We start from the raw sequence: 21,077 nt of genomic DNA, 5'->3' as shown, positions 1-21,077 counted from the left end.
CACGGTACCGAGAAGTCGTGAGCCATCTGCAGTGGCGACGCATAGCCCCCATCCAAGCCCGGCCACGACCACGACTCCTGCCGTCACAATCTTCCACTTCATTTCAGTTTCCTCCCTCACAACAGGTTCGATAAAGGTCGCGAGCAATCTCCCTGGAACGCACCTTTTGTGCCGGTGTGAGCTCGCGTTCGTAGGAGCCAATCAGATGATCCAACCCGGGTATCGGATACATCCTCTGCGCGACAAGAGCGTAGGCATGCTGAAGGCAGGCATCCTTGTCGACGTACACACCAGCGCCGTACGCACTCGACAGCTCCAGCATTGCGTCCTGGCTTCCAGCACGGGACGCAGTCTCGAGATACCCCCGGGCGCGTTGCCGCCACTCAGCGACCCGCTCCGGCGCCTGGTACGCGACAGCGTCGTTGTCGCCAAGAACGTAGGCAGGATCGTTTGGATAGTTGAGCATTGCCTCAATGCTTCCCTGGTCTGCAGCAAGCGTCAGCCAGTCGCGTGTCATCCACGACGGCGTTTCAAACAGGGCGGTGCACTCGGTCATCCGTCGCAGGACGTCGCCATTGTCCGAAGATGCACGAGGTGGTCCGCCGAGCGCCCGGCGGCAATCGAGAACAGCGAGAAAGATGCTGAACGTTGCCACTGCGTCTCCCGCATCCGATGCAGGTAAAAGTGACTGGACGAACTCCAGCGCGTCTCCTGCTGGCCTCAGCGGGCTTGTACGGTTCACACGGAACGCCCTTCCACCCAGTTCAGTTTTGACCGTTTCGTCGAGGACCCAATGTTGGCGGGCGGCCTGCAAGACAACTGAATCGGATAGGCCAAGGGTGACGGGCGGGCCTTCCACAGAGCTCCTCTCGCGAACGTGGCCATCGGGAGAAGGAGCGGACCGTATACGCATGACCACGGTGGGGATCGCCAACAGCAAGACCGCACATGCAAAAATCCTGGGAGACAAAGCGAAAATCCACGTGTTGCGCGAACCCGCGCCGAAGAACTTCATATTCCGGCACGCAGCGACTTGAGGTCATCGGCATTCGCCTTGGTCCCATGTCGGGCAACTGCGCCTTGAAGCCCCGCCAATTACTGACACCCCGATAACCCCCGCCGCGAGGATAATGCTGCCCTGAACCAACAGGAGTCTGGCAATGGGTGAGTGGGTCACGCTTGATACGCATCACGGTCCTGTCCGTGCCTGGCAGGCCAGGCCGGACGCCAAGCCGCGCGGGGGCCTGGTGGTCATCCAGGAGATCTTCGGTACCAACGCGCACATCCGCGAGGTGGCCGAAGGCTTCGCCGCAGAGGGTTACGACGTGCTGGCGCCCTCCTTCTTCGACCTGATCGACGGCACCGGGGCCGAAACCGATGCCCTGCCCTACGATCCGGACGGGGTGAAGCAGGGGTTGGAACACGTCAATGCACTGGGGGTGGAGAAGGCGCTGGAAGTGGTCCGCGCGGCCGCCTCCCGGCTGGCGCCGGCCGGCAAGGTCGGCACGGTGGGCTACTGCTGGGGTGGCAGCATCGCCCTGCTCTCGGCATTGCGCCTGGGCCTGCCCTCGGTGAGCTACTACGGCGCGCGCAACGTGCAGTTCCTGGATGAGACGCCCAAGGCACCGGTCATGTTCCACTTCGGGGCGCAGGACAAGAGCATCCCGCCGGAAGCCATCGCGGCCCACCGCGAGAAGCTGCCCAAGATGCAGACCTTCGTGTATCCGGCCGACCATGCCTTTAACCGGAGCGTCGGACATGCGTATGATCCGGACAGCGCCGCATTGGCGCTGACACGCACCCTGGACTTCTTTTCGGAGCATCTTGGATGAGCGATTTTGAACTGGATTCACGCCTGGCCGCCAACAGTGTGCTGGTGGACCAAGGCCCGCTGTCGCAAGTGCGGTTGATGAACGACGAACGTTTCCCCTGGCTGGTGCTGGTGCCGCGCGTGACCGGCATCACTGAATGGCTGGAGCTTGACGGCCACCAGCAGGACCAGCTGCGCACCGAATTGAATCGATGCTGCAAGGCGCTCAAGGGCACAGACGGGGTCCAGAAGATCAACTTCGCCACGCTGGGCAACATCGTGCCGCAGCTGCACTTCCATGTCGTTGGCCGGCATGTCGGCGATCCGGCGTGGCCGGCACCGGTGTGGGGCCACGGCCAGGCCCATCCGTTCGATGAGGCCGTGCTGCAGGAGCGTGTCGCGATGTGGAAGGAACGGCTAGGATATTCGCCCCAGCCCTAAGCGGACCCTGCCCCTGATGCGCTCCAACCTCGTCGCCGCCATCGTCCTGATCCTCGTCGGCCTGTTCCTGCTCGCCAGCAACCTGGGCTGGACCAACATGAACATGGGTCGCCTGATCCTTACCTGGTGGCCGGTGATCCTGGTGGCAGTGGGAATCGGGTTGTTGTTCGGACGCGGGAAATAGGCCCCCCAAAAAAAAGCGCGGAGCGATCCGCGCTTTTTATTGCCCGCCAAGAGCAGCCGACCGCTTCAGGTCCGCGGCAGGGTGACGCCGGTCTGGCCCTGGTACTTGCCGCCGCGGTCCTTGTACGAGGTCTCGCAGACGTCGTCACTGTCAGCCTGGAAGAACAGCATCTGGGCCACGCCTTCGTTGGCGTAGATGCGCGCCGGCAGCGGCGTGGTATTGCTGAATTCCAGGGTCACGTGGCCTTCCCATTCCGGCTCCAGCGGGGTCACGTTGACGATGATGCCGCAGCGCGCGTAGGTGCTCTTGCCCAGGCACACCACCAGGGTGTCGCGCGGAATGCGGAAGTACTCCACGGTGCGCGCCAGCGCGAAGCTGTTGGGCGGGATGATGCACTCGTCGCCCACGATGTCCACGAAGCTGCCCGGGTCGAAGTGCTTGGGATCGACGATGGTGGAGTTGATGTTGGTGAACACCTTGAACTCGCGCGAGCATCGCACGTCGTAGCCGTAGCTGGACGTGCCATAGCTGACGATGCGCTGGCCGTTGGCCTGCTTGACCTGGCCGGCTTCGAACGGCTCGATCATGCCGTGCTGCTCGGACATGCGGCGGATCCAGCGGTCACTCTTGATGCTCATGGGGGGTCCTGGAAGCGGGAATGGACGATTCTAAAACGATCAAAGCAGCGAAGACAGGATCGGAATGCTGGCGCGCGGGCGCTTGGCCACTTCCTCCACCAGCCGTTCGGCGGCACGCAGGTAAGCCTGGGCGGCCGGCGAGTCCGGCGCGGCGGCAGTGATTGGAGTGCCGGCATCGCCCTGTTCGCGGATGCCGATATCCAGCGGCAGCGAGCCCAGCAGGGGCACGCCGTACTGCGCGGCCATGCGTTCGCCTCCGCCATCACCGAACAGGTGTTCGATGTGACCGCAGTTGCTGCAGGTATGCACCGCCATGTTCTCGACGATGCCCAGCACCGGCACCTCGACCTTTTCGAACATCTTCAGTGCCTTCTTCGCATCCAGCGTGGCGATGTCCTGCGGGGTGGTCACGATGACCGCGCCGGCCAGCGGAATCTTCTGGGTCAGGGTCAGCTGGATGTCGCCGGTGCCCGGCGGCAGGTCGATCAGCAGGTAGTCCAGGTCGTCCCAGAGGGTGTCGTTGAAGAACTGGGTCATGGCCGAGGTCGCCATCGGACCGCGCCAGATCATCGGCGTCTCGTCCTCGATCAGGTAGCCGATCGACATGGTTTCCACGCCGAACGCGCGCAGCGGCTCGATCGACTTGTTGTCCGGGCTTTCCGGGCGGCCGCTCAGGCCCAGCATCATCGGCACGCTGGGGCCGTAGATGTCGGCATCCAGCAGCCCCACCCGCGCGCCCAGGCGGGCCAGCGCCACGGCCAGGTTCACCGCCGTGGTGGATTTGCCCACCCCGCCCTTGCCTGACCCGACCGCAATGACGTTGCGGACGCGCGGATGAAGGGTCAGGCCCTTCTGCACCTGGCTGGCGTGGGGACGTCGAGAGGGGCTGGCACTCACTGCAGGAACTCCGGAAAAGCCGAATGGGACAGCCCGCCACTATACAGGGCGTCCCTGTACTGCCAGGCCGTTGTCCTGCCCTGTCCTGGCGCTGTCCCGGAACCGACTTTGACGTCACCCCGACGCCAGGAACGGATTCCATGGTGCGGTGCGGCCAAAAAATGAACCGTGCATCCGTCACAGTACGGATGCAATGGTTTCATCATAAACCATTGTAATGTTTTTACTTTTCAATAACTTGAAAGGACAATGAGAACGAAAGTTCCCCTGTGCCTATCTTGTCTTTATGACCTCTTGATGAACAGTTGACAGGGCGCGTTAAGGCCGTGTTAACCTCGAATCATCAGCTCGTGAAGCTGGTGAACAGGGGGGCAGTCACTGCCAAGACCTGATCCGAGGGCACACGGAGACGCCTGCTGGTCCATGTCACCGGTGTTTGACGCAATCGATCGTTCCAAGGGGATCCAAAGATGATGAATCGCAAGTCGCTCAGCCGGAATCCGCTGAGCTTCGCCCTGGCCACCGCGATGGTGTTCGCGGCGTCGGCACCGGTGTTCGCACAGGACAACTCGTCGACCCAGACGGCCGAAGAAGCCGCCAAAGCCAAGACCACCACGAACTTCGACACCGTGACCGTCACCGGTTCGCGCATCAGCAAGGACACGTTCAACTCGGTGTCGCCGGTACAGGTCGTCACCCGCCAGGAATCGGTGCTGGCCGGCTTCAACTCGACTACGGACGTCCTGCAGAGCAACGCGGTCACTGCCGGCTCGTCGCAGATCAACAACGCGTATGGCGGCTACGTCACCGACGGCGGCCCGGGTGCCAACACCCTCGGCCTGCGCGGCCTCGGTCCGACCCGTACCCTGATCCTGCTGAACGGCCGCCGCGTGGCGCCGGCCGGCTCGCGTGGTGCAGTCGGCTCGGCCGACCTCAACGTGCTGCCGAACTCGATCGTGGACCGGATCGAAATCCTGAAGGACGGCGCGTCGTCGATTTACGGCTCCGACGCGGTGGCCGGCGTCATCAATATCATCACCAAGACCAAGGTCGACGGCGTTTCGTTCGAAGCCCAGCACAACGCCACCGACGGCGGCGGCGGTGACCAGCGCCGTTATTCGATCATGTTCGGCACCACCGGCGAGCGTTCGCACTTCTCCGGTTCGTATGAGTACTACATCCGCAACGACCTGAACCTGCGCGACCGCGACTGGACCCGTTGCGCCACCGACAAGTACCGCGACATCGACGCAGGCGACTACTGGGGCAGCGGCGACTTCATCGACCCGCTGACCGGCAAGTCCAAGTGCTACACGCTCGATGCCGGTGGCGTCACCATCAACACCATCGCCACCAACACCCGTACCGGCGTTGCCGCCCCGGGCGGTGCCGGCACGCGCTTCAACCGCTGGCGCCCGAATGCGGCCATCACCACCGGCCTGGTCGGCTATGAAGGCGTGGACACTTATACCCGCGATACCTTCGACGATGCGATGCTGAACCAGTCGCTGATCTCGCCGGCCAAGACCCACACCCTGTTCTTCCAGGGCGGCGTGGACATCGGCGTGCTGGGTGATGCCGAGCTGTATTACGAGTTCCTCGGCAACAAGCGCAAGTCCACCCAGACCGGCTACCGCCAGCTGTCACTGGACTACGCGGTGGGCAACCCGCTGATCCCGGCCAACCTCCGCGACAGCGTGGCCGGCCCGGCGACCAACCTGACCAACGGCCAGCCGATGGGCGTGCGCGCCTTCATCGGCTTCGGCAATGACCAGAGCAAGCAGAACGTCGACTACTACCGCTTCAATGCCGGCCTGCGTGGCAACCTGGGCTCGGAGTGGAAGTACGACTTCAACGTCATGCACTCGGACAACGATGCCGATTACACCTTCCAGAGCTTCCTGACCAGCCGCCTGGCACAGAGCCTGAACGTGGTGTCCAACGGCGCCGGTGGCTACTCGTGCGTTGACCCGTCCAACGGCTGCATCGCGGCCCCGCCGCTGAACACCAACACCATTGGTGGCAACCTGCCCTCCGACTGGAAAAACTGGGTGTTCGTGCCGGTCACCGGTAACACCAAGTACAAGGAAGACACGGTCAACTTCAACGTCAACGGCCCGTTGTTCGACATGCCGCAGGGCACCGCAGCCGGTGCATTCGGCGTGGAATACCGCAAGGCGAAGATCGACGACAGTCCGTCGCAGTACTCGATCGACGGCGACCTGTTCAACCTGACCTCGGCCGCCCCGACCCGCGGCAGCGACTCGGTGTTCGAAGCCTACGGCGAACTGGAACTGCCGCTGCTGTCGGGCGTCACCGCTGCCGAAGAACTGACGGTCAACCTGTCCGGCCGTTACACCGATTACAAGTCCTACGGCTCGGATGAGACCTATAAGATCGGTGGCCTCTGGACCCCGGTGAAGTGGCTCTCGTTCCGCGCGTCCTACGGCACGTCCTACCGCGCCCCGGCGCTGTACGAACAGTTCCTGGGTGGCACCACCGGCTTCCTGGGCAGCACCTCCGATCCCTGCAACGAGTATGGTGACCGCGACCCGTCGTCGCTGCGTTACCAGAACTGCGCCTCGCTCGGGCTGCCGCCGGACTTCACCGCCACCTCTGGCGTCACCGTGATCACCCAGGGGGGTGCGGACACCGGCCTGAAGGCGGAAACCTCCACGGCCAAGACTCTGGGCATGGTGCTGCAGCCCGAGTTCGGCAATGGCTTCGGTGATCTGTCCTTCGCTGTCGATTACTTCGACATCAAGGTCGAAAACGGCGTGCAGGACGCAGGCGGCGCCGGCATCCTGGCAGCGTGCTACGGCAGCTCCACCGCCGACTTCAGCGCCGGCAACGGCCTGTGCCGCCTGGTCGACCGCAACCCGCTGACCAACGCGCTGACGGTCACCAACGGCTTCATCAACGTCTCCACCGACAAGGTGCGCGGCCTGGACTTCACTCTGCGCTATGTCCGCGACATCGGCCCGGGTGAATTCCGCACCACCACCCAGTTCACCCACTACATCGAACAGTCCAGCAAGATCTTCCCGGACGATCCGCTGGTGAACTACGCGGGCATGCTGCGCAGCCCGAAGAACACCGCCACGATGGACCTGGCGTACAAGTGGAAGGAATGGCAGGTCCGCTACGGTATCGACTGGACCGACAAGATGGACAGCTACGCCTACTACGAAGAACGCAACCCGGGTCTGTTCGAGCCGGACACCTCGCCGTACAAGATCTACACCCCGAACTACTTCCTGCAGTCGTTCTCGGTGCAGTACGAAGCAGACAAGTGGTCGGCCACCGTCGGCGTGCGCAACCTGGCGGACAAGGAACCGCCGACCATTTCCCAGGGTGTGTACAACACCGTCGGCAACGCGTTGCTGTACAGCGGCTTCGATTACTGGGGCCGCCAGTACTTCGCAAACGTCACCTACTCGTTCTGATTCCGCTTCGCGAGCCGCCGCCCTTCGGGGCGGCGGTCTCGTTTCCGGCCCAGCTAAACCGCTGGTCGGCCCGCTCCATGAACAGAGGTCATCAATGAAACGGATTCTTCTGCTGGCCGCCCTGGCCAGTGCTTCCTCGCTGCTGCACGCCAAGCCGGTGGCGCCGACCATCGAGCAGATGGCCGCCTTCCCGGCCATTTCCAGCCTTTCGCTCTCGCCCGATGGCAAGCACATCGCCGGCCTGCGCGCCAACGGCGAAGAGCGCGTCATCGTGGTCTGGGAAACCAACGCCCTGGACAAGGCGCCCACCGTCATCGGTGCCGGCCGCATGAAGTTCCAGAGCGTGAGTTTCATCAAGAACGGCCTGCTGGCCGTCACCCTGTGGCAGCCGTACGACCTGCGTACCGACCGGGTCAACAAGACCTTCATCAGCAAGTTCTTCATCACCGACATCGAAGGCAAGCAGTGGAAGGAGCCGATCAGCCCGGCGCGCGCCACCAGCCGCAATGAAGAACTGGAGCAGGCCCTGTCCAACTCCACCGTGCTCGATACCCTGCCCAGCGACCCGGACCACATCCTGGTGGTCAACGGCTCGGGCAGCAATTCCGGTGACGTGTACAAGGTCAACCTGCGCAGCTTCACCTCCCAGCGCATACAGAAAACCGAAGAGCGCGTGGCCGGTTATGTCACCGACCTCAACAGCGAACTGCGCGCGCGCCTGCGCCAGGACGTGGATGGCACCGGCGCATACATTGCTACCGAATTCCGCAACCCGGCCACCAATTCATGGGAGGAACACTTCCGCTCGCACGTGAAGGATCGGGACATCACCCAGGTGGTGGGTTTCGCCGACGACCCGAACATTGCCTTCATCCAGAGCAACGTGGGCCGCGACAAGACGGTCATCTACGAATACGACATCGCCGCGCGCAAGCAGAAGGAAGTGCTGTTCGAGCACAAGTTCTTCAATGCCGGCAACGTGGTGATGAACCGCTACAGGAACGTCGAGGGCGTCCCGTTCGGCGCGCTGCTCGGCGTGGGCTACAGCGGGCCGCGCGAAAACGAGATCCAGTGGACGGACCCGACCTTCAAGGCACTCGAACAGGGGCTGCGCCAGGCCCTGGGCATCCAGGCCAGCGAGGTCACCCTGGTCGATCCGGCTACCGGCCAGCGCGCCACCACCCAGCTTGATGGCGGCAGATCCATCCGCCTGCTGGACTACAGCGCCAACCTCAAGACGTTCCTGGTGGTGGTGTCGGGCCCGTCCGACCCGCCCACCTACTACCTGTTCAACAACGGCCAGCTGACCGAGTTGGCCAAGTCGTACCCGCAGATCGACCCGGCCGCGCTGGGCACGACCAGGCTGGTCTATTACAAGGCCCGTGACGGCCTGGACATCCCCGCTTTCCTGACCACGCCGAACACCGAACTGTGCGGCGCCGGTCCGTGGAAGGCTGTCGTCCACCCGCACGGCGGCCCGTGGGCGCGCGATGGCATGGACTTCGACGGTTCCATGTGGGTGCCACTGATGGCATCGCGCTGCATGGCGGTGCTGCGCCCGCAGTTCCGCGGCTCGGCCGACTGGAGCCGCAAGCTGTGGATGGCCGGCGATGCCGAGTGGGGCCAGAAGATGCAGGACGACAAGGATGATGGCGCCAAGTGGATGATCGACCAGAAGATCGCCCAGCCCGGCCACATCGCCATGTTCGGCTTCTCCTACGGCGGCTATTCGGCATTCGCCGCCTCGGTACGCCCCAACGGGCTGTACAAGTGCGCCATTGCCGGTGCCGGCGTGTCGGACATCAAGAAGATCTGGTCGCGGTTCTACACCAACCCGTTCTTCCGCCAGGCCCAGGCCAAGACGGTGGACGGCCTTAACCCGCTGGACAAGGCCGGCGAGATGAAAATCCCGCTGATGGTCTACCACGGCGACCGCGACCGCACCGTGCCGATCGAACAGTCCGAATGGTTCGTGGCCAAGGCAAAGAACTCCGGCCAGCCGGTGGAATACCACGCCATCGCCGACTACGCGCACGGCCCGGCCTGGACGCGCGCGATCATGGGCGACCAGCTGCGGCTGATCGATGATTACCTGGGCAAGGGGTGTGGTGGCGGCGGCCTGTAACCGCCGCTGGAGGGCACCCCACCTCCGGTGGGCTGCTCCCATGATTATCGGCCACCTTCGGGTGGCCTTTTTTTACCCGCGCAGGATGACCTGCGCCGCATTGTGCCCGGGCGCGCCGGTGACGCCACCGCCAGGGTGCGTACCCGAACCGCACAGGTACAGGCCCGGCAATGCACCCCGATAGTCGGCCTGGCCCAGCATCGGCCGGGCGCTGAACAGCTGGTTGAGGCTGAGCGCGCCGTGGAAGATGTCGCCACCGATCAGCCCGAAGGTACGTTCCAGGTCCAACGGACTCAGCACCTGCCGGCCCAGCACCAATGCGCTGAATCCCGGCGCGTGCTTCTCGACCGTTGCGATCATCAGATCGGCCACTTCATCGCGGTGGTCGTCCCAGCTGCGCCCACCGGACAGCACCGGCGCCACGTGCTGGCAGAACAGGCTGGCCACATGCTGGCCGGGCGGCGCCAGCGAGTCGTCCAGCGTGCTGGGGATCAGCATCTCCACGATCGGTTCGCGTGACCAGCCGTGCTGGCGCGCATCGTTGTAGGCGCGTTCCATGTAGGCCAGCGTGGGCGCCATGATGATGCCGGCCGTGAGGTGGTCCCCTGCCCCAGGCAGCACGGAAAACGAGGGCAGGCCGGACAGCGCGACGTTCATGCGGAACGTGCCGGAGCCACAGCGCCAGTTCGTCATGCGCTCGCGGGTGGCCAATGGCACTTCATCAGGCGCCAGCAGCTGTTCGTACAACAGCTTGGGATTGACGTTGGCCACCACCCTGCGGGCGCGGATGACATCGCCCTGCAGCGTTTCCACCCCTACCGCGCGCCCCTGCTCGACGACGACCCTGCGCACACCGCTGTCGGTACGGATGTCAGCCCCTGCGGCGATGGCCGAGCGCGCCATCGCCTGGGTGATGGCGCCCATGCCACCGATGGCGTGGCCCCAGGCACCCTTCACTCCATTGCTCTCGCCAAAGGCGTGGTGAAGCAGAACGTAGGCCGAACCTGGCGCTTCCGGGCTGGCGTAGTTGCCCACGATGCCGTCGAACCCGTACAGGGCCTTGATCGGCTCGCTCTCGAACCAGCGGTCCAGGTATTCCGAGGCCGAGATGGTGAACAGGTCCAGCAGTTCCTGGCGCAGCGCCGGCGCCAGCCCATGCAGCCGCCGTCCCAGCTGGCCCGCCTGCCAGAGTGCCGGCAGCTGGGTCAGCCAATGGCCTTCGCCCACGTTCGGCGGCGCCTGCAGCGAGAGATCGCGCAGCACATCGGCGAAAGCCTCCAGGCGCTGCTCGAAGGCCGGCAGGCGCTCGGCATCGCGTGCGGAAAAGCGCGCCACCTCCGAACGGGTCAGCCCGGCACCGGCCAACAGGTAATCTCCCTCCAGCGGCAGGAAGTTGTTGATCCGCCGCGGCACCACCTGCAGCCCGTGCTCGGCCAGCGCCAACGCCTGGATGATGCGCGGCTGCAGCAGCGACACCGTATAGGAAGCCACCGAATTGCGGAAACCGGGATGGAACTCCTCGGTCACCGCCGCCCCGCCGACCACCGACCGCCGTTCCAGCACCAGCACCCGCTGCCCGGCTCGGGCCAGGTAGGCCGCGCAGACCAGGCCGTTGTGCCCGCCACCGATGATGACCGCATCCCACGTACGCGTCGTTGAAGTGCCCATGCAGCCTGTATACATGACCTTCGACACCCTTGCAGGCCGGGCCAGCGGCGTATCGTCTGGCCCACGGCCCCACCAAGGGGGCCTTCCTGAAAGATTCTTCGGCCTGGAGGCCTTACCAGTGATCCCTCGTACTCCCAAGATTGTTCTGCTGACCCTGGCCGTCACTGCCGCGCTTGTCGGCTGCGGCAAGAATGAAACCTCGGCTACGGACAGCGCGGCCTCCACCGCCACCCCGAACACTGCCGCCCCGGCTGCCACCGAGTTCAAGCTCGACGAAGCCAAGCTGCCGGCCTACAACGCCTTCCACCCGTCCGACCTGGACAAGAGCCTGGATGCCTGCACCGCCTTCGGCGATTACGTGAACAGCAAGTGGCTGGCCGCCAATGAAATCCCGGGCGACCGCACCAGCTGGGGTGCCTTCACCATCCTGGACGAGCGCTCGGTCGCCGTGCAGCACCAGCTGGCCGAACAGGTCGCGGCGGTGAAGAACCCGACCGGCATCGAGAAGATCGTCGGTGACTTCTGGGCCACCGGCATGGACGAAGCCAAGATCAATGCGCAGGGCATCGAGCCGATCAAGGCCGATCTCGCCGCCATCGACGGCCTGCAGGACAAGGACGCCATTGCCAACTACCTGCGTACCACTGCCGCCAAGGGCCAGAACGTGCTGTTCGGGTTCGGTCCGGAAGCGGACTTCAAGAACTCCAGCATGAACATGGCCTACGCCAGCCAGGGCGGCCTGGGCCTGCCGGACACCACCTATTACACCGACGCCAAGAACGCCGACAAGCTCAAGGCCTACCAGGCGCACGTGGCCAAGGTACTGGAACTGTCCGGCGTGGCCGCTGCCGACGCCGCCAAGCAGGCGGCGGACGTGGTCAAGTTCGAAACCCGCCTGGCCAAGGCCTCCAAGTCCAGCGAACAGCTCTCGCGCGATGTCTCGCTGTACTACAACCCGGTCACCGTGGCCGATGCCGACAAGCTGACCCCGAACTTCAGCTGGAGCAGGTTCTTCGAAGCGCAGGGCATTGCCGCACCGGAGAAGTTCTCGCTGGCCATCCCCAGCTTCCATCAGGAAGTGAGCAAGGCGCTGGGCGACACCGACCCGTCGGTGTGGCGTTCGTACCTGCGCTTCCACACCGTGGATGCGGCATCGCCGTTCCTGGCTGACACCTTCGCCCAGGAAAACTACGCGTTCTACGGCAAAACCCTCAACGGCCAGAAGGAAATGAAGCCGCGCTGGAAGCGCGTGCTGGGCACCATCGAAAACGATGCCGGCGAAGCCTTCGGCCAGCTGTACGTCAAGGTCGCCTTCTCGCCCGAGTCGAAGGCCAAGATGGAAGAACTCGTCAAGAACCTGGCCGCGGCGCTCAAGGAGCGTATCCAGGGCCTGACCTGGATGAGCGATGAGACCAAGGCCAAGGCGATCGCCAAGTGGGAGACCTTCACCCCGAAGATCGGCTACCCGGACAAGTGGCGCGACTGGAGCGGCCTGAGCACCGGCCGTGACAGCTACTTCGGCAACGTGCGCGCGGCCAACGAATTCAACTACAAGTTCGCGCTGAGCAAGATCGGCAAGCCGGTGGACAAGACCGAGTGGGGCATGACCCCGCAGACGGTCAACGCCTACTACAACCCGCTGCAGAACGAGATCGTGTTCCCGGCGGCCATCCTGCAGCCGCCGTTCTTCGACCCGAAGGCCGACGACGCGCTGAACTACGGCGGCATCGGTGCGGTGATCGGCCACGAAATGACCCACGGTTACGACGACCAGGGCAGCCGCTTCGGGCCGACCGGCAACTTCGAGAACTGGTGGACCGATGCGGACACCAAGAACTTCAGCGGGCTGACCGGCAAGCTGGTGAACCAGTTCGACGGCTACAAGGTCGGCGACCAGGCGGTCAACGGCAAGCTCACCCTGGGCGAGAACATCGCCGACCTGGGCGGCCTGGCCACCGCCTACGACGCCCTGCAGAAGGCCAGCGCCGGCAAGGAAGACCCGAAGGTGGATGGCTTCAGCCGCGACCAGCGCTTCTTCTTCAACTGGGCCACCGTGTGGCGCACCAAGTACACCCCGGAAAACGCCAAGGTCCGCCTGGCCACCGACCCGCACGCCCCGGCCGCGTTCCGGGCCATGGGTGCCCCGTCGAACCTGCCGAGCTTCGCGGCCGCGTTCGAATGCAAGCCCGGGTCGCCGATGGTGCGCGCCGGCGACAAGCAGGTCGTGATCTGGTAATCGTTCACGCCTTGGCGTGACGCACGAAGGCCCGGGATTGTCCCGGGCCTTTTTGTTTGATTGGCTGCCGGCCTTTTTTACCGGTTGCCTCCCAACGGCCGGTGCTACCCGGGGCGCTGGTGAATGCCGTGTTCCCATACGGTCTTGCTATAGTGCGCCGGTCTTCAATCCTTCTGGATTTGCTTCGCATGCCCAACCTTCGTCCGCTTGCCATCGCCCTCGGCCTGGGCCTGGCCACCCTGGTCGTCACCGACGCCTCCGCCGCCCCGAAGAAAAAGGCCGCCGGCCGTGCGCCCGCCGTGAGCGCGCAGTGCAGCGACTTCTACGACGCCACCAACGCCAGCTGGCTGAAGTCCAACCCGGTGCCGCAGACCGGTGCCACCACCGCCATCGGCCAGCTTGCCGAGCGCACCCGCGTGCAGCAGCGCGAGCTGCTGGACGGCGCGATGAAGGCACCGCAGGGCAACGTGCAGAAGCTGCTGGGCGACTTCTGGGCCAGCGGCCTGGATGAAGCGGCCGTGGAAGCAGACGGCAGCGCCCCGATCGCGCCACTGCTGACCCGCATCAACGCCATCAAGAAGGCCAAGGATGTGCCGGCCTCGATTGCCGCGCTGCACCAGGTCGGCATCCCGGTGGCCTTCAACTTCGCCCCGGACGTGGACCTGAAGGCGCTGGATCGTCACATCGGCTACTTCATGCAGGGTGGGATGGGCCTGCCCGACCCGGCCTTCTACACCCGCACCGACGCCGACACCGTGGCGCTGATGGGCCGCTACCGCACCTACGTCAAGCAGATCCTGACCTTGACCGGCACTGCGGCCGACAAACTGGACGCCGAGTCGCAGGCGGTGATCGCGCTGGAAACCGAACTGGCGCGCAATGCGCAGTCGCTGGCAGGCATCAACAATCCCTTCAACAACTACGCGCCGATTTCCACCAAGGAACTCAACAGCCGTTACCGCAATCTGCAGCTGGATGCCTTCCTGAAGGCACAGGGCGTCAACGACGATCTGGTCTCGCTGTCCGACCCGGAGCTGTTCAAGGCCCTTGACGGCATGGTCACCCGGATCAAACCGGACCAGTGGAAGGCGTACCTGCGCTGGCGCGTGGGCGATGCCATGGCCCCCTACCTGTCCAAGGCCTACCGCGATGCGGAGTTTGAGTTCCGTGGCCGCGTGATCCGTGGTGAAACCATCGCCCCGGCACGCTGGGAACAGGTGCTCAATGCCATGAACGTGGCCGCCGGCCCGATGGTCGGCCGCGAGTACGCCGCGCGTTACCTCTCGGCCGATGACCGCCGCCAGGCCGCCGTGATCGTCGACAAGATCCGCGAGACCCAGATCGAGGCGGTCAAGGCCAGCGGCTGGTTGAGCCCGGACGCCAAGACCGAAGCCCAGGCCAAGCTGGCTGCGCTGAAGATCGAGATCGGCACACCCCTGCGCGACCTGGACTACAGCGTGCAGCCTATGGGCCGTGGCAGCTTCGGCGGCAACATGCTGATCGCCTCCACCTGGCGCCACCGCGAGGAAATGAAGCGTATCGGCAAGGGCAACGCCGACCGGCGCTGGGACGTGCTGCCGCAGCAGCCGGCGCTGGCCTATGACATCGCGCAGAACCGCCTGATCGTCACCGCCGCCGTGCTGCAGGGCCCGGTGTTCAATGCCAAGGCCGATACCGCAGACCGGTACGGCAGCTACGGTGCGCTGGTCGCCCACGAACTGACCCGTGCGATCGATGCCAAGGGGTCGCTGGTGGATTCCAAGGGCGAGCTGCGCAGCTGGTGGACCCCGGCCGACAAGACCGCCTGGAACCTGCTGGGCAACCGCGTGGCCGCGCAATACAGCAGCCTCGACTTCCCCGGCGTCAAGGGTGCCAAGGTCAATGGCGAGCTGACCCGCGAAGAGAACCTGGCCGACCTGGCAGGCGTGGAACTGGCGTGGGCGGCTTACAAGTCGGCCGAACCGGACGCCAAGCCGGCGACGCAGCAGGGCTTCTTCCGTGCCTGGGCCGCGCTGTGGCCACAGCAGCTGTCGCCAAGCGAAGCCGCGCAGAGGCTGACCGCCGACACGCTGGCCCCGGGCAAGTGGCGCACCAACGTGCCGCTGTCCAACCTGCCTGCCTTCGGTGCCACCTTCAGCTGCAAGCCGGGCCAGCCGATGCAGCGCGTGGACGCCGACCAGATCAAGGTCTGGCGCTGAGCGGGGCGATGATGGATTGAAAGAAGGGCGCCCCATGGGCGCCCTTTTTTTACCCCGCCGGTTGCAGGGATCCGCGATACGCAACGATCAACCCCACCCCAAGTGCGGCGATCTCCACGTTGAACACAAACCGGCCATCCACTTCGGTCTCGAAGGTGGTGCCCCTGGGCAACAACGCGTTCGGCAGCGGCACGCCCAGGCACGACCAGCGGCGTGGCACCAGCATCAACCGATCGTCCGCCACCACCAGCGCCAACGCGACCTCGATCAACCCAAAGCGCTCGACCAGCAGCGCATCGTTGCGCCCTGCCCCGCGTCTTTGCCATGAGGTAAACCGGCGTCCGCCAAAATCACGCGTCCAGCGCTCGATGCCGCGGTCCGGCGTGAAGGTCACGGTGACCGGCACATCGGTGTGCGCCTTCGGAAAGCCGATCACCGCCGCAACCAGGCGTGACAACAGCCCGGTGCCACGACGGACCTGCGCCCTGCCGCTCCAGCGGTGCGGACCGGACGTATCGTGCAGCGCCTGCACCTGCGCAGGCAGCGCATCGAACGCGCTGCCCAGCACTCGCCGGTACAGGCTGACGGCGGCGCGATCCTCTCTCAGTTACTTCACGCTGCGCAGGTGGTTGGGCCGTTTCGGGCCACCCGGCGGGCGCCGGTTGAATGGGGGCTGCCCCCGCCAATAGCGGATCAGCAGCCAGCCGAACAGCATGCCACCCAGGTGGGCGAAGTGGGCCACGCCCGGTTGCCAGCCGGTGGCGCCGAGCACCAGTTCCATTACGCCGAACACGATCACGAAGGTGCGCGCCTTCATCGGAATGGGCGGGAACAACAGCATCACGCGCTGGTTGGGGAACAGCATGCCGTAGGCCAGCAACAGGCCGAACACGCCACCGGATGCGCCCAGCACCGTGGCCGGGTCGGCGATCATCGCGCCTACGGCCAGCTGGCACAGGCCGGCACCGGCCACGCACACCAGGTAATAGGTCAGGAAGCGCTTCTCGCCCCAGGTCTGCTCCAGCGGCGCACCGAACATGAAGAGCGCCAGCATGTTGAAGAACAGGTGCCCGAAGCTGCCGTGCAGGAACCCATAGGTCAGCAGCTGCCACGGCTGGAAGTTGCCGCCGGGCGAGAACGGGTCGAAGCCACCGCGCAGCGGTTGCAGCATGAACGGCTCGAACGTGCCGTTGCCGAGCAGGAACGGCTGCTGCAGCAGGAACAGCACGATATTGGCAATCAACAGTGCTTTGGTGACAGTGGGCAGTCGCGGAAACATGGGGGCATCCTTTGGAACCGCGCCCATCATAGCCGCGCCTACGGCACGGCGTGGTAGCCCCGGCCGTTGGCCGGCTTCCGACGCTCTACACGGGCCCCCACAAGACAGCGTCCAGATCATCGTCCCCGCGCGGCATGTGCCTGACCCGGCCCCGCTCCATCAGCACCCCTTCGGCGCGCAGCCGCTGGTTCTGCTCGCGCCAGCCACGCGAGCCTTCCGGCATCGCGATGCGCCCGTCCGAGCGCAGCACCCGGTGCCAGGGCAGGTCCGGATCATCGTTCATGCCCAGCACCCGGGCGGTGAGTCGCGCCCGTCCCGGCAGCCCGGCCCGGGCGGCCACCTGGCCGTACCCCATCACCTGCCCGCGCGGGATGGCCCGGATCACCGCCAGGATGCGCGCGCGCGCCTGGGCGGCAGCGTCCACCGCGTCGGCCGGCGACGCGGGTTTCTTCACGCGCGCACGCGGCTGACCAGCAGCACGCCGACCAGTACCAGCGCCGTCCCCAGGACCTGCCAGGGGCCCATGGGTTCGTCGAGCAGCCATAGACTCATCACGATGGTGGATACCGGCCCGAGCATACCTACCTGCGCGGCCAGCGACGAGCCGATCCGCTTCACTGCCAGCATGATCGCCAGCACCGGCAGCACGGTGCAGACCGTCGCATTGACCAGCGACAGCCAGTACACCGGCCCCGGTTGCTGGAACAGCACCGGCAGCGGGTGCAGCACCGCGAAGTGCAGCACGCACAGCACGCAGGCCACGCAGCTGGCATAGGCAGTGAGCCGGATCGCGCCGATCCGCGCCACCACCTGGCCGCTGCCGAACAGGTACAGCGCGTAGCTGAGCGCACTGGCGAACACCAGCGCGCTGCCCAGCACGATGCGCCCGCCTTCCAGCTGCAGGTCGTGGCCGAAGGCGAGCAGCACGCCGAGATAGCTCAGCACGAGCGCCGCCACCTGCCAGCGCCCGGGCCGCTTCTTCAGCAGCACCAGGCTGATCAGCAGCACCAGCGTGGGATTGAGGTACAGGATCAGCCGTTCCAGAGTCACACTGATGTACTGCAGTCCCTGGAAGTCGAGCAGGCTGGAAAGGTAATAGCCGGTGAAGCCCAGCCACGCCACCCGGCCACGGTCGGCCCAGGACAGCGCGGTGGCGCGGCGCGCCGACCACACCGCAAGCACGGCGAACAGCGGCAACGCCATCAGCATGCGCAGCGCCAGCAGCGTGGTGGCATCCACGCCATGGCGATACGCGAGCTTGACGATCACGGCCTTGCCCGAGGCGGCGACCGCGCCGACAGCGGCGAGCAGGATGCCGGAGGTGGCAAGGCGCGGGGAGGAAGTGGGAAGGGCGTGCGACATCCCACGCATTGTCGCATCCGCTGATGCCTACCAAGCAACGGTCGGCAGCTGCCAAGGTGGGGGTGATACGCCTCAGCGCATCAACACCACCTCTTCCGACGATGTGGGATGGATGGCGACAGTCTCGTCGAGCTGGGCCTTGGTGACGCCCATCTTCACCGCCACCGCGAAACCCTGCAGGATCTCGTCGGCCGACTCGCCCAGCAGGTGCACCCCCACTACGCGCTCATCTTCGCCCACACACACCAGTTTGAAAACGCTGCGCTGCGTACCGTCGGCCAGCGCCTGCAGCATCGGCCGGAAGTTGCTGCGGTATACGCGCACATCGCCGTGGCAGGCACGTGCTTCTTCCTCACTCATGCCCACCGCGCCCAACGCAGGGTGGGAGAACACCACACTGGCAATGTTGCGGTAATCCATCTTCGCCTGCGGCTGCCCGCCGAACAGGCGGTCCATCAATCTGCGCGCAGCGGCGATCGCCACCGGGGTCAGGCCGACCTTGCCAGCGATGTCGCCCACCGCGTGCACGCTGGGCACCGCGGTGGTCTGCCACTCATCGACCTCGACCTCCCCTTTCCCGCCAATCCCGATACCGAGCGCCTCCAGGCCCAGCCCGGCGCTGTTGCCGCGCCGGCCGGTGGCGAAAAACACCTGGTCGAAGCGCGGCTCGGTCGGACCGTCGTGACCGTACGCAACGAGGTCATCGCCATCGCGCCGCAATTCCCGCAGCCGGTAGTTGAAGTACAGCTGCACGCCCTGATGGCGCAGGTTCTCGGCCAGCTGCGCGGTGAGTTCGGCATCGAAGCGCTCCAGCAGCCGCGCGCCCCGCACCAGCAGCGTTACCCGGCTGCCGAGCGCCTGCAGCAGGCCGGCCAGTTCCACGGCGATGTAGCCGCCGCCCACGATCGCTACGCGACCGGGGGCACCGCACAGGTTGAAGAAGTCGTCCGACACCGAACCAAGCTCCGCGCCGGGAATGTCGGGCCGTTGTGGGTACGCACCGGTGGCCAGCAGCACATGTTCGGCGCTGATGCGGATGCCATCGCTGCACTCCACCGTGTGCGCATCCAGCAGCCGGCCCCTGCGCGGCACGCGCACCACGTTGTTGTCGTTGAGGCGCTTGAGGTAGCTGGCATGGATATTGGCGATGTAGGCCTGGCGATGCACCACCAGCTCCTTCCAGTCCAGCGCCGCTCGCGCCGGCACATCGAAGCCCATCGCCGCGGCCAGCCCGATGCGCCCGGAAAGGTCGGCTGCCAGCCACATCGCCTTCTTCGGCACGCAGCCCACGTTGACGCAGGTGCCGCCCAGTTCGCCCGGTTCCAGCATCGCCACCCGCTTGCCATGCTGGGCCGCGCGGAAGGCTGCGGCCAAGCCGCCGGAGCCACCGCCCAGCACGATCAGATCGTAGTCGTATTGCGTTGTCATGGGCGTCAGCATGCCACGCCAGGCCGCGATTCAGACGTGACGACGCGGCTTGAATCGTTTCATCGGCGCAACGCCGGCCAATGCCCATAGGTCATTGCGCGCCAGACCCATTCCAGCGGACCGAACCGGAAGTGGCGCAGCCATGCATGGCTGAGCAGCACCTGTGCTGCGAACAACGCCACCGCGAACGGAATCTGCCAGACGCGCGGCATCGTCTCGAACGCACCCAACCCGTAGCCGTAGAACAACCAGGTACAGACCAGCGACTGCAGGATGTACTGGGTCAGCGCCATCCGCCCCATGGGCGCCAGCATGCGCAGGCGTTGCCGCCAGTGCACGACCCAGGCCAGGTAACCCAGGCACATCAGCAGGCTGGCCAGCGAAGACAATGCATACGCCGCGCCGGTGGTGGGCGTGAATGTGCCTGGCGCCAGGTACGGCACCCAGCTCGCGCTGATGAGCATCAACAGCAGTCCAGACGGCAACGCGCCGCGGCGCAGCCAGCGGTACAGGCGCTCGAAGCGCGTCGGCTCGGCAAGCGCGCCACTGCGCGCGAACCAGCTGCCCAGCAGGAACATGCCCAGCACTTCCGGGCCGATGATCAGCGCCCCGGACAGCGACGTGCCCAGATCACTGGCCCGTTGCGCCACCGCCTGGCCGAAGCTGCCATGGCCGTAGGCCTGGCGTTGCAGTTCAACCGTCTGCTGGCCCGCTGCGATGGCCGAGCCCAGGCTGCCGCCATCACCCTCGACCTGCCCGACCAGGCCCAGCATCGCGCCCAGCAGCAACATCATCGCCGCCGCACACAGGTAGGTGATCACCCCCATCGCCGGCAGCCAGCGCTGCGGCGCTTCGCGCGTGGCCAGCAGCGGCAGCGACACCAGTGCGTAGATCACCAGGATGTCGCCGGACCAGACCAGCAGCGCATGACACAGGCCGATCAGCAGCAGGCCACCGCTGCGGCGAAGGTAGAAGGTGGTGAAGTCGCGGCGCGCCGCTTCGGCACGTTGCGCCATGATCGCAAAGCCGGCGCCGAACAGCAGCGAGAACAACGTGAAGAACTTGCCCTGTACCAGCACGTAGATGGCCGCGTCGGCCCAGTAGTCCAGCCCCTGCCAATGCGGATCGATACCGGTGAAGGCCAGGTCGAGCGGGCCGCTCAGCGCTTCCATGTTCATCAGCAGGATGCCGAGCAGCGCGACCCCGCGCAGGATGTCGATGACTTCGATGCGGTCGCTGACGGCCACCGGCTGCAGCATGGGGGAAACAGGCTTCACGGGCGACTCGCTTGGCAGGGCGGGTAGAGCCACGCCCTGCGTGGCTGCATGACCCCGGCAACACCACGCCCTGCGTGGCTGCCGGGGA

17 protein-coding genes are annotated in these 21,077 nt (G+C 65.5%); 7 read left to right on the top strand and 10 right to left on the bottom strand.

Going from position 1 to position 21,077, the window contains the following annotated elements:
• Nucleotides 1-103: 103 nt before the first annotated feature.
• The gene (locus ACTJI4_RS17550; RefSeq protein WP_440870077.1) at nucleotides 104-1,015 is read right to left on the bottom strand and encodes a hypothetical protein; all 912 of its coding nucleotides are present in this window, start codon (nucleotides 1,013-1,015) and stop codon (nucleotides 104-106) included.
• Nucleotides 1,016-1,160: 145 nt separating this feature from the next.
• Between ACTJI4_RS17550 and ACTJI4_RS17545 the strand changes: the two genes are divergently transcribed.
• From ACTJI4_RS17545 to ACTJI4_RS17535, 3 genes are read left to right on the top strand one after another with little or no spacing between them, the layout of a single operon-like run.
• The gene (locus ACTJI4_RS17545) at nucleotides 1,161-1,832 is read left to right on the top strand and encodes a dienelactone hydrolase family protein (protein WP_440870076.1); all 672 of its coding nucleotides are present in this window, start codon (nucleotides 1,161-1,163) and stop codon (nucleotides 1,830-1,832) included.
• On the top strand, nucleotides 1,829-2,251 hold the full coding sequence (locus tag ACTJI4_RS17540) for an HIT domain-containing protein (RefSeq protein ID WP_392920109.1): 423 nt from the start codon (nucleotides 1,829-1,831) through the stop codon (nucleotides 2,249-2,251). The genes ACTJI4_RS17545 and ACTJI4_RS17540 overlap by 4 nt, the downstream gene beginning before the upstream one ends.
• Before the next feature lie 16 nt (nucleotides 2,252-2,267).
• A complete protein-coding gene (locus tag ACTJI4_RS17535; protein ID WP_392920112.1) occupies nucleotides 2,268-2,435 on the top strand; it encodes a LiaI-LiaF-like domain-containing protein in 168 nt (55 codons plus the stop codon).
• A 65-nt stretch (nucleotides 2,436-2,500) separates the two neighbouring features.
• Here ACTJI4_RS17535 and dcd read toward each other — a convergent pair whose 3' ends face one another.
• Nucleotides 2,501-3,073, bottom strand: a complete 573-nt coding sequence (gene dcd / locus ACTJI4_RS17530) for a dCTP deaminase (protein WP_070207643.1) — start codon at nucleotides 3,071-3,073, stop codon at nucleotides 2,501-2,503.
• 39 nt (nucleotides 3,074-3,112) lie between these two features.
• Entirely contained in the window at nucleotides 3,113-3,970 is an 858-nt protein-coding gene (apbC, locus tag ACTJI4_RS17525) for an iron-sulfur cluster carrier protein ApbC (protein ID WP_392920116.1), read from the bottom strand.
• Nucleotides 3,971-4,440: 470 nt separating this feature from the next.
• On the opposite strand from apbC, the gene ACTJI4_RS17520 reads away from it, so the two are divergent.
• Together ACTJI4_RS17520 and ACTJI4_RS17515 are read left to right on the top strand one after the other, a co-directional pair.
• Nucleotides 4,441-7,416, top strand: a complete 2,976-nt coding sequence (locus ACTJI4_RS17520) for a TonB-dependent receptor plug domain-containing protein (RefSeq protein ID WP_440870075.1) — start codon at nucleotides 4,441-4,443, stop codon at nucleotides 7,414-7,416.
• A 94-nt stretch (nucleotides 7,417-7,510) separates the two neighbouring features.
• Nucleotides 7,511-9,541: an alpha/beta hydrolase family protein gene (locus ACTJI4_RS17515; RefSeq protein WP_392920122.1), complete on the top strand. Its 2,031-nt coding sequence runs from the start codon at nucleotides 7,511-7,513 to the stop codon at nucleotides 9,539-9,541.
• Between the two features lie 72 nt (nucleotides 9,542-9,613).
• On the opposite strand, the gene ACTJI4_RS17510 is transcribed toward ACTJI4_RS17515, so the two are convergent.
• A complete protein-coding gene (locus ACTJI4_RS17510) occupies nucleotides 9,614-11,209 on the bottom strand; it encodes a phytoene desaturase family protein (protein ID WP_440870074.1) in 1,596 nt (531 codons plus the stop codon).
• Between the two features lie 121 nt (nucleotides 11,210-11,330).
• Between ACTJI4_RS17510 and ACTJI4_RS17505 the strand changes: the two genes are divergently transcribed.
• Both ACTJI4_RS17505 and ACTJI4_RS17500 read left to right on the top strand, forming a co-directional pair.
• On the top strand, nucleotides 11,331-13,445 hold the full coding sequence (locus ACTJI4_RS17505; RefSeq protein ID WP_440870136.1) for a M13 family metallopeptidase: 2,115 nt from the start codon (nucleotides 11,331-11,333) through the stop codon (nucleotides 13,443-13,445).
• 188 nt (nucleotides 13,446-13,633) lie between these two features.
• Complete coding sequence (locus ACTJI4_RS17500) at nucleotides 13,634-15,643, top strand: M13 family metallopeptidase (RefSeq protein ID WP_392920127.1); 2,010 nt, start codon at nucleotides 13,634-13,636, stop codon at nucleotides 15,641-15,643.
• 49 nt (nucleotides 15,644-15,692) lie between these two features.
• Here the strand turns inward: ACTJI4_RS17500 and ACTJI4_RS17495 are convergent, their stop codons facing one another.
• From ACTJI4_RS17495 to ACTJI4_RS17470, 6 genes are all read right to left on the bottom strand, one after another.
• Nucleotides 15,693-16,211 (bottom strand): DUF4166 domain-containing protein, encoded by a 519-nt coding sequence (locus tag ACTJI4_RS17495; RefSeq protein WP_440870073.1) that lies wholly within the window; start codon nucleotides 16,209-16,211, stop codon nucleotides 15,693-15,695.
• Between the two features lie 39 nt (nucleotides 16,212-16,250).
• Nucleotides 16,251-16,922, bottom strand: a complete 672-nt coding sequence (locus ACTJI4_RS17490) for a rhomboid family intramembrane serine protease (RefSeq protein ID WP_068853500.1) — start codon at nucleotides 16,920-16,922, stop codon at nucleotides 16,251-16,253.
• Between the two features lie 85 nt (nucleotides 16,923-17,007).
• Nucleotides 17,008-17,346, bottom strand: a complete 339-nt coding sequence (locus ACTJI4_RS17485; RefSeq protein ID WP_440870135.1) for an MGMT family protein — start codon at nucleotides 17,344-17,346, stop codon at nucleotides 17,008-17,010.
• Nucleotides 17,347-17,372: 26 nt separating this feature from the next.
• Nucleotides 17,373-18,293 carry a DMT family transporter gene (locus ACTJI4_RS17480; RefSeq protein ID WP_392920136.1) on the bottom strand — a complete coding sequence of 307 codons (921 nt, stop codon included), beginning with the start codon at nucleotides 18,291-18,293 and terminating at the stop codon, nucleotides 17,373-17,375.
• Nucleotides 18,294-18,356: 63 nt separating this feature from the next.
• Entirely contained in the window at nucleotides 18,357-19,712 is a 1,356-nt protein-coding gene (gene gorA, locus ACTJI4_RS17475; protein WP_440870072.1) for a glutathione-disulfide reductase, read from the bottom strand.
• 59 nt (nucleotides 19,713-19,771) lie between these two features.
• Entirely contained in the window at nucleotides 19,772-20,971 is a 1,200-nt protein-coding gene (locus tag ACTJI4_RS17470) for a DUF418 domain-containing protein (RefSeq protein ID WP_392920958.1), read from the bottom strand.
• Nucleotides 20,972-21,077 lie beyond the last annotated feature (106 nt).

Origin of the sequence: Stenotrophomonas sp. 22385 (assembly GCF_052045085.1) — a bacterium.
In the GTDB taxonomy this organism is placed as follows: Bacteria; Pseudomonadota; Gammaproteobacteria; order Xanthomonadales; family Xanthomonadaceae; genus Stenotrophomonas.
The sequence above is the reverse complement of the archived record's forward strand: the minus strand, read 5'-3'. Positions and strand labels throughout refer to the sequence as shown.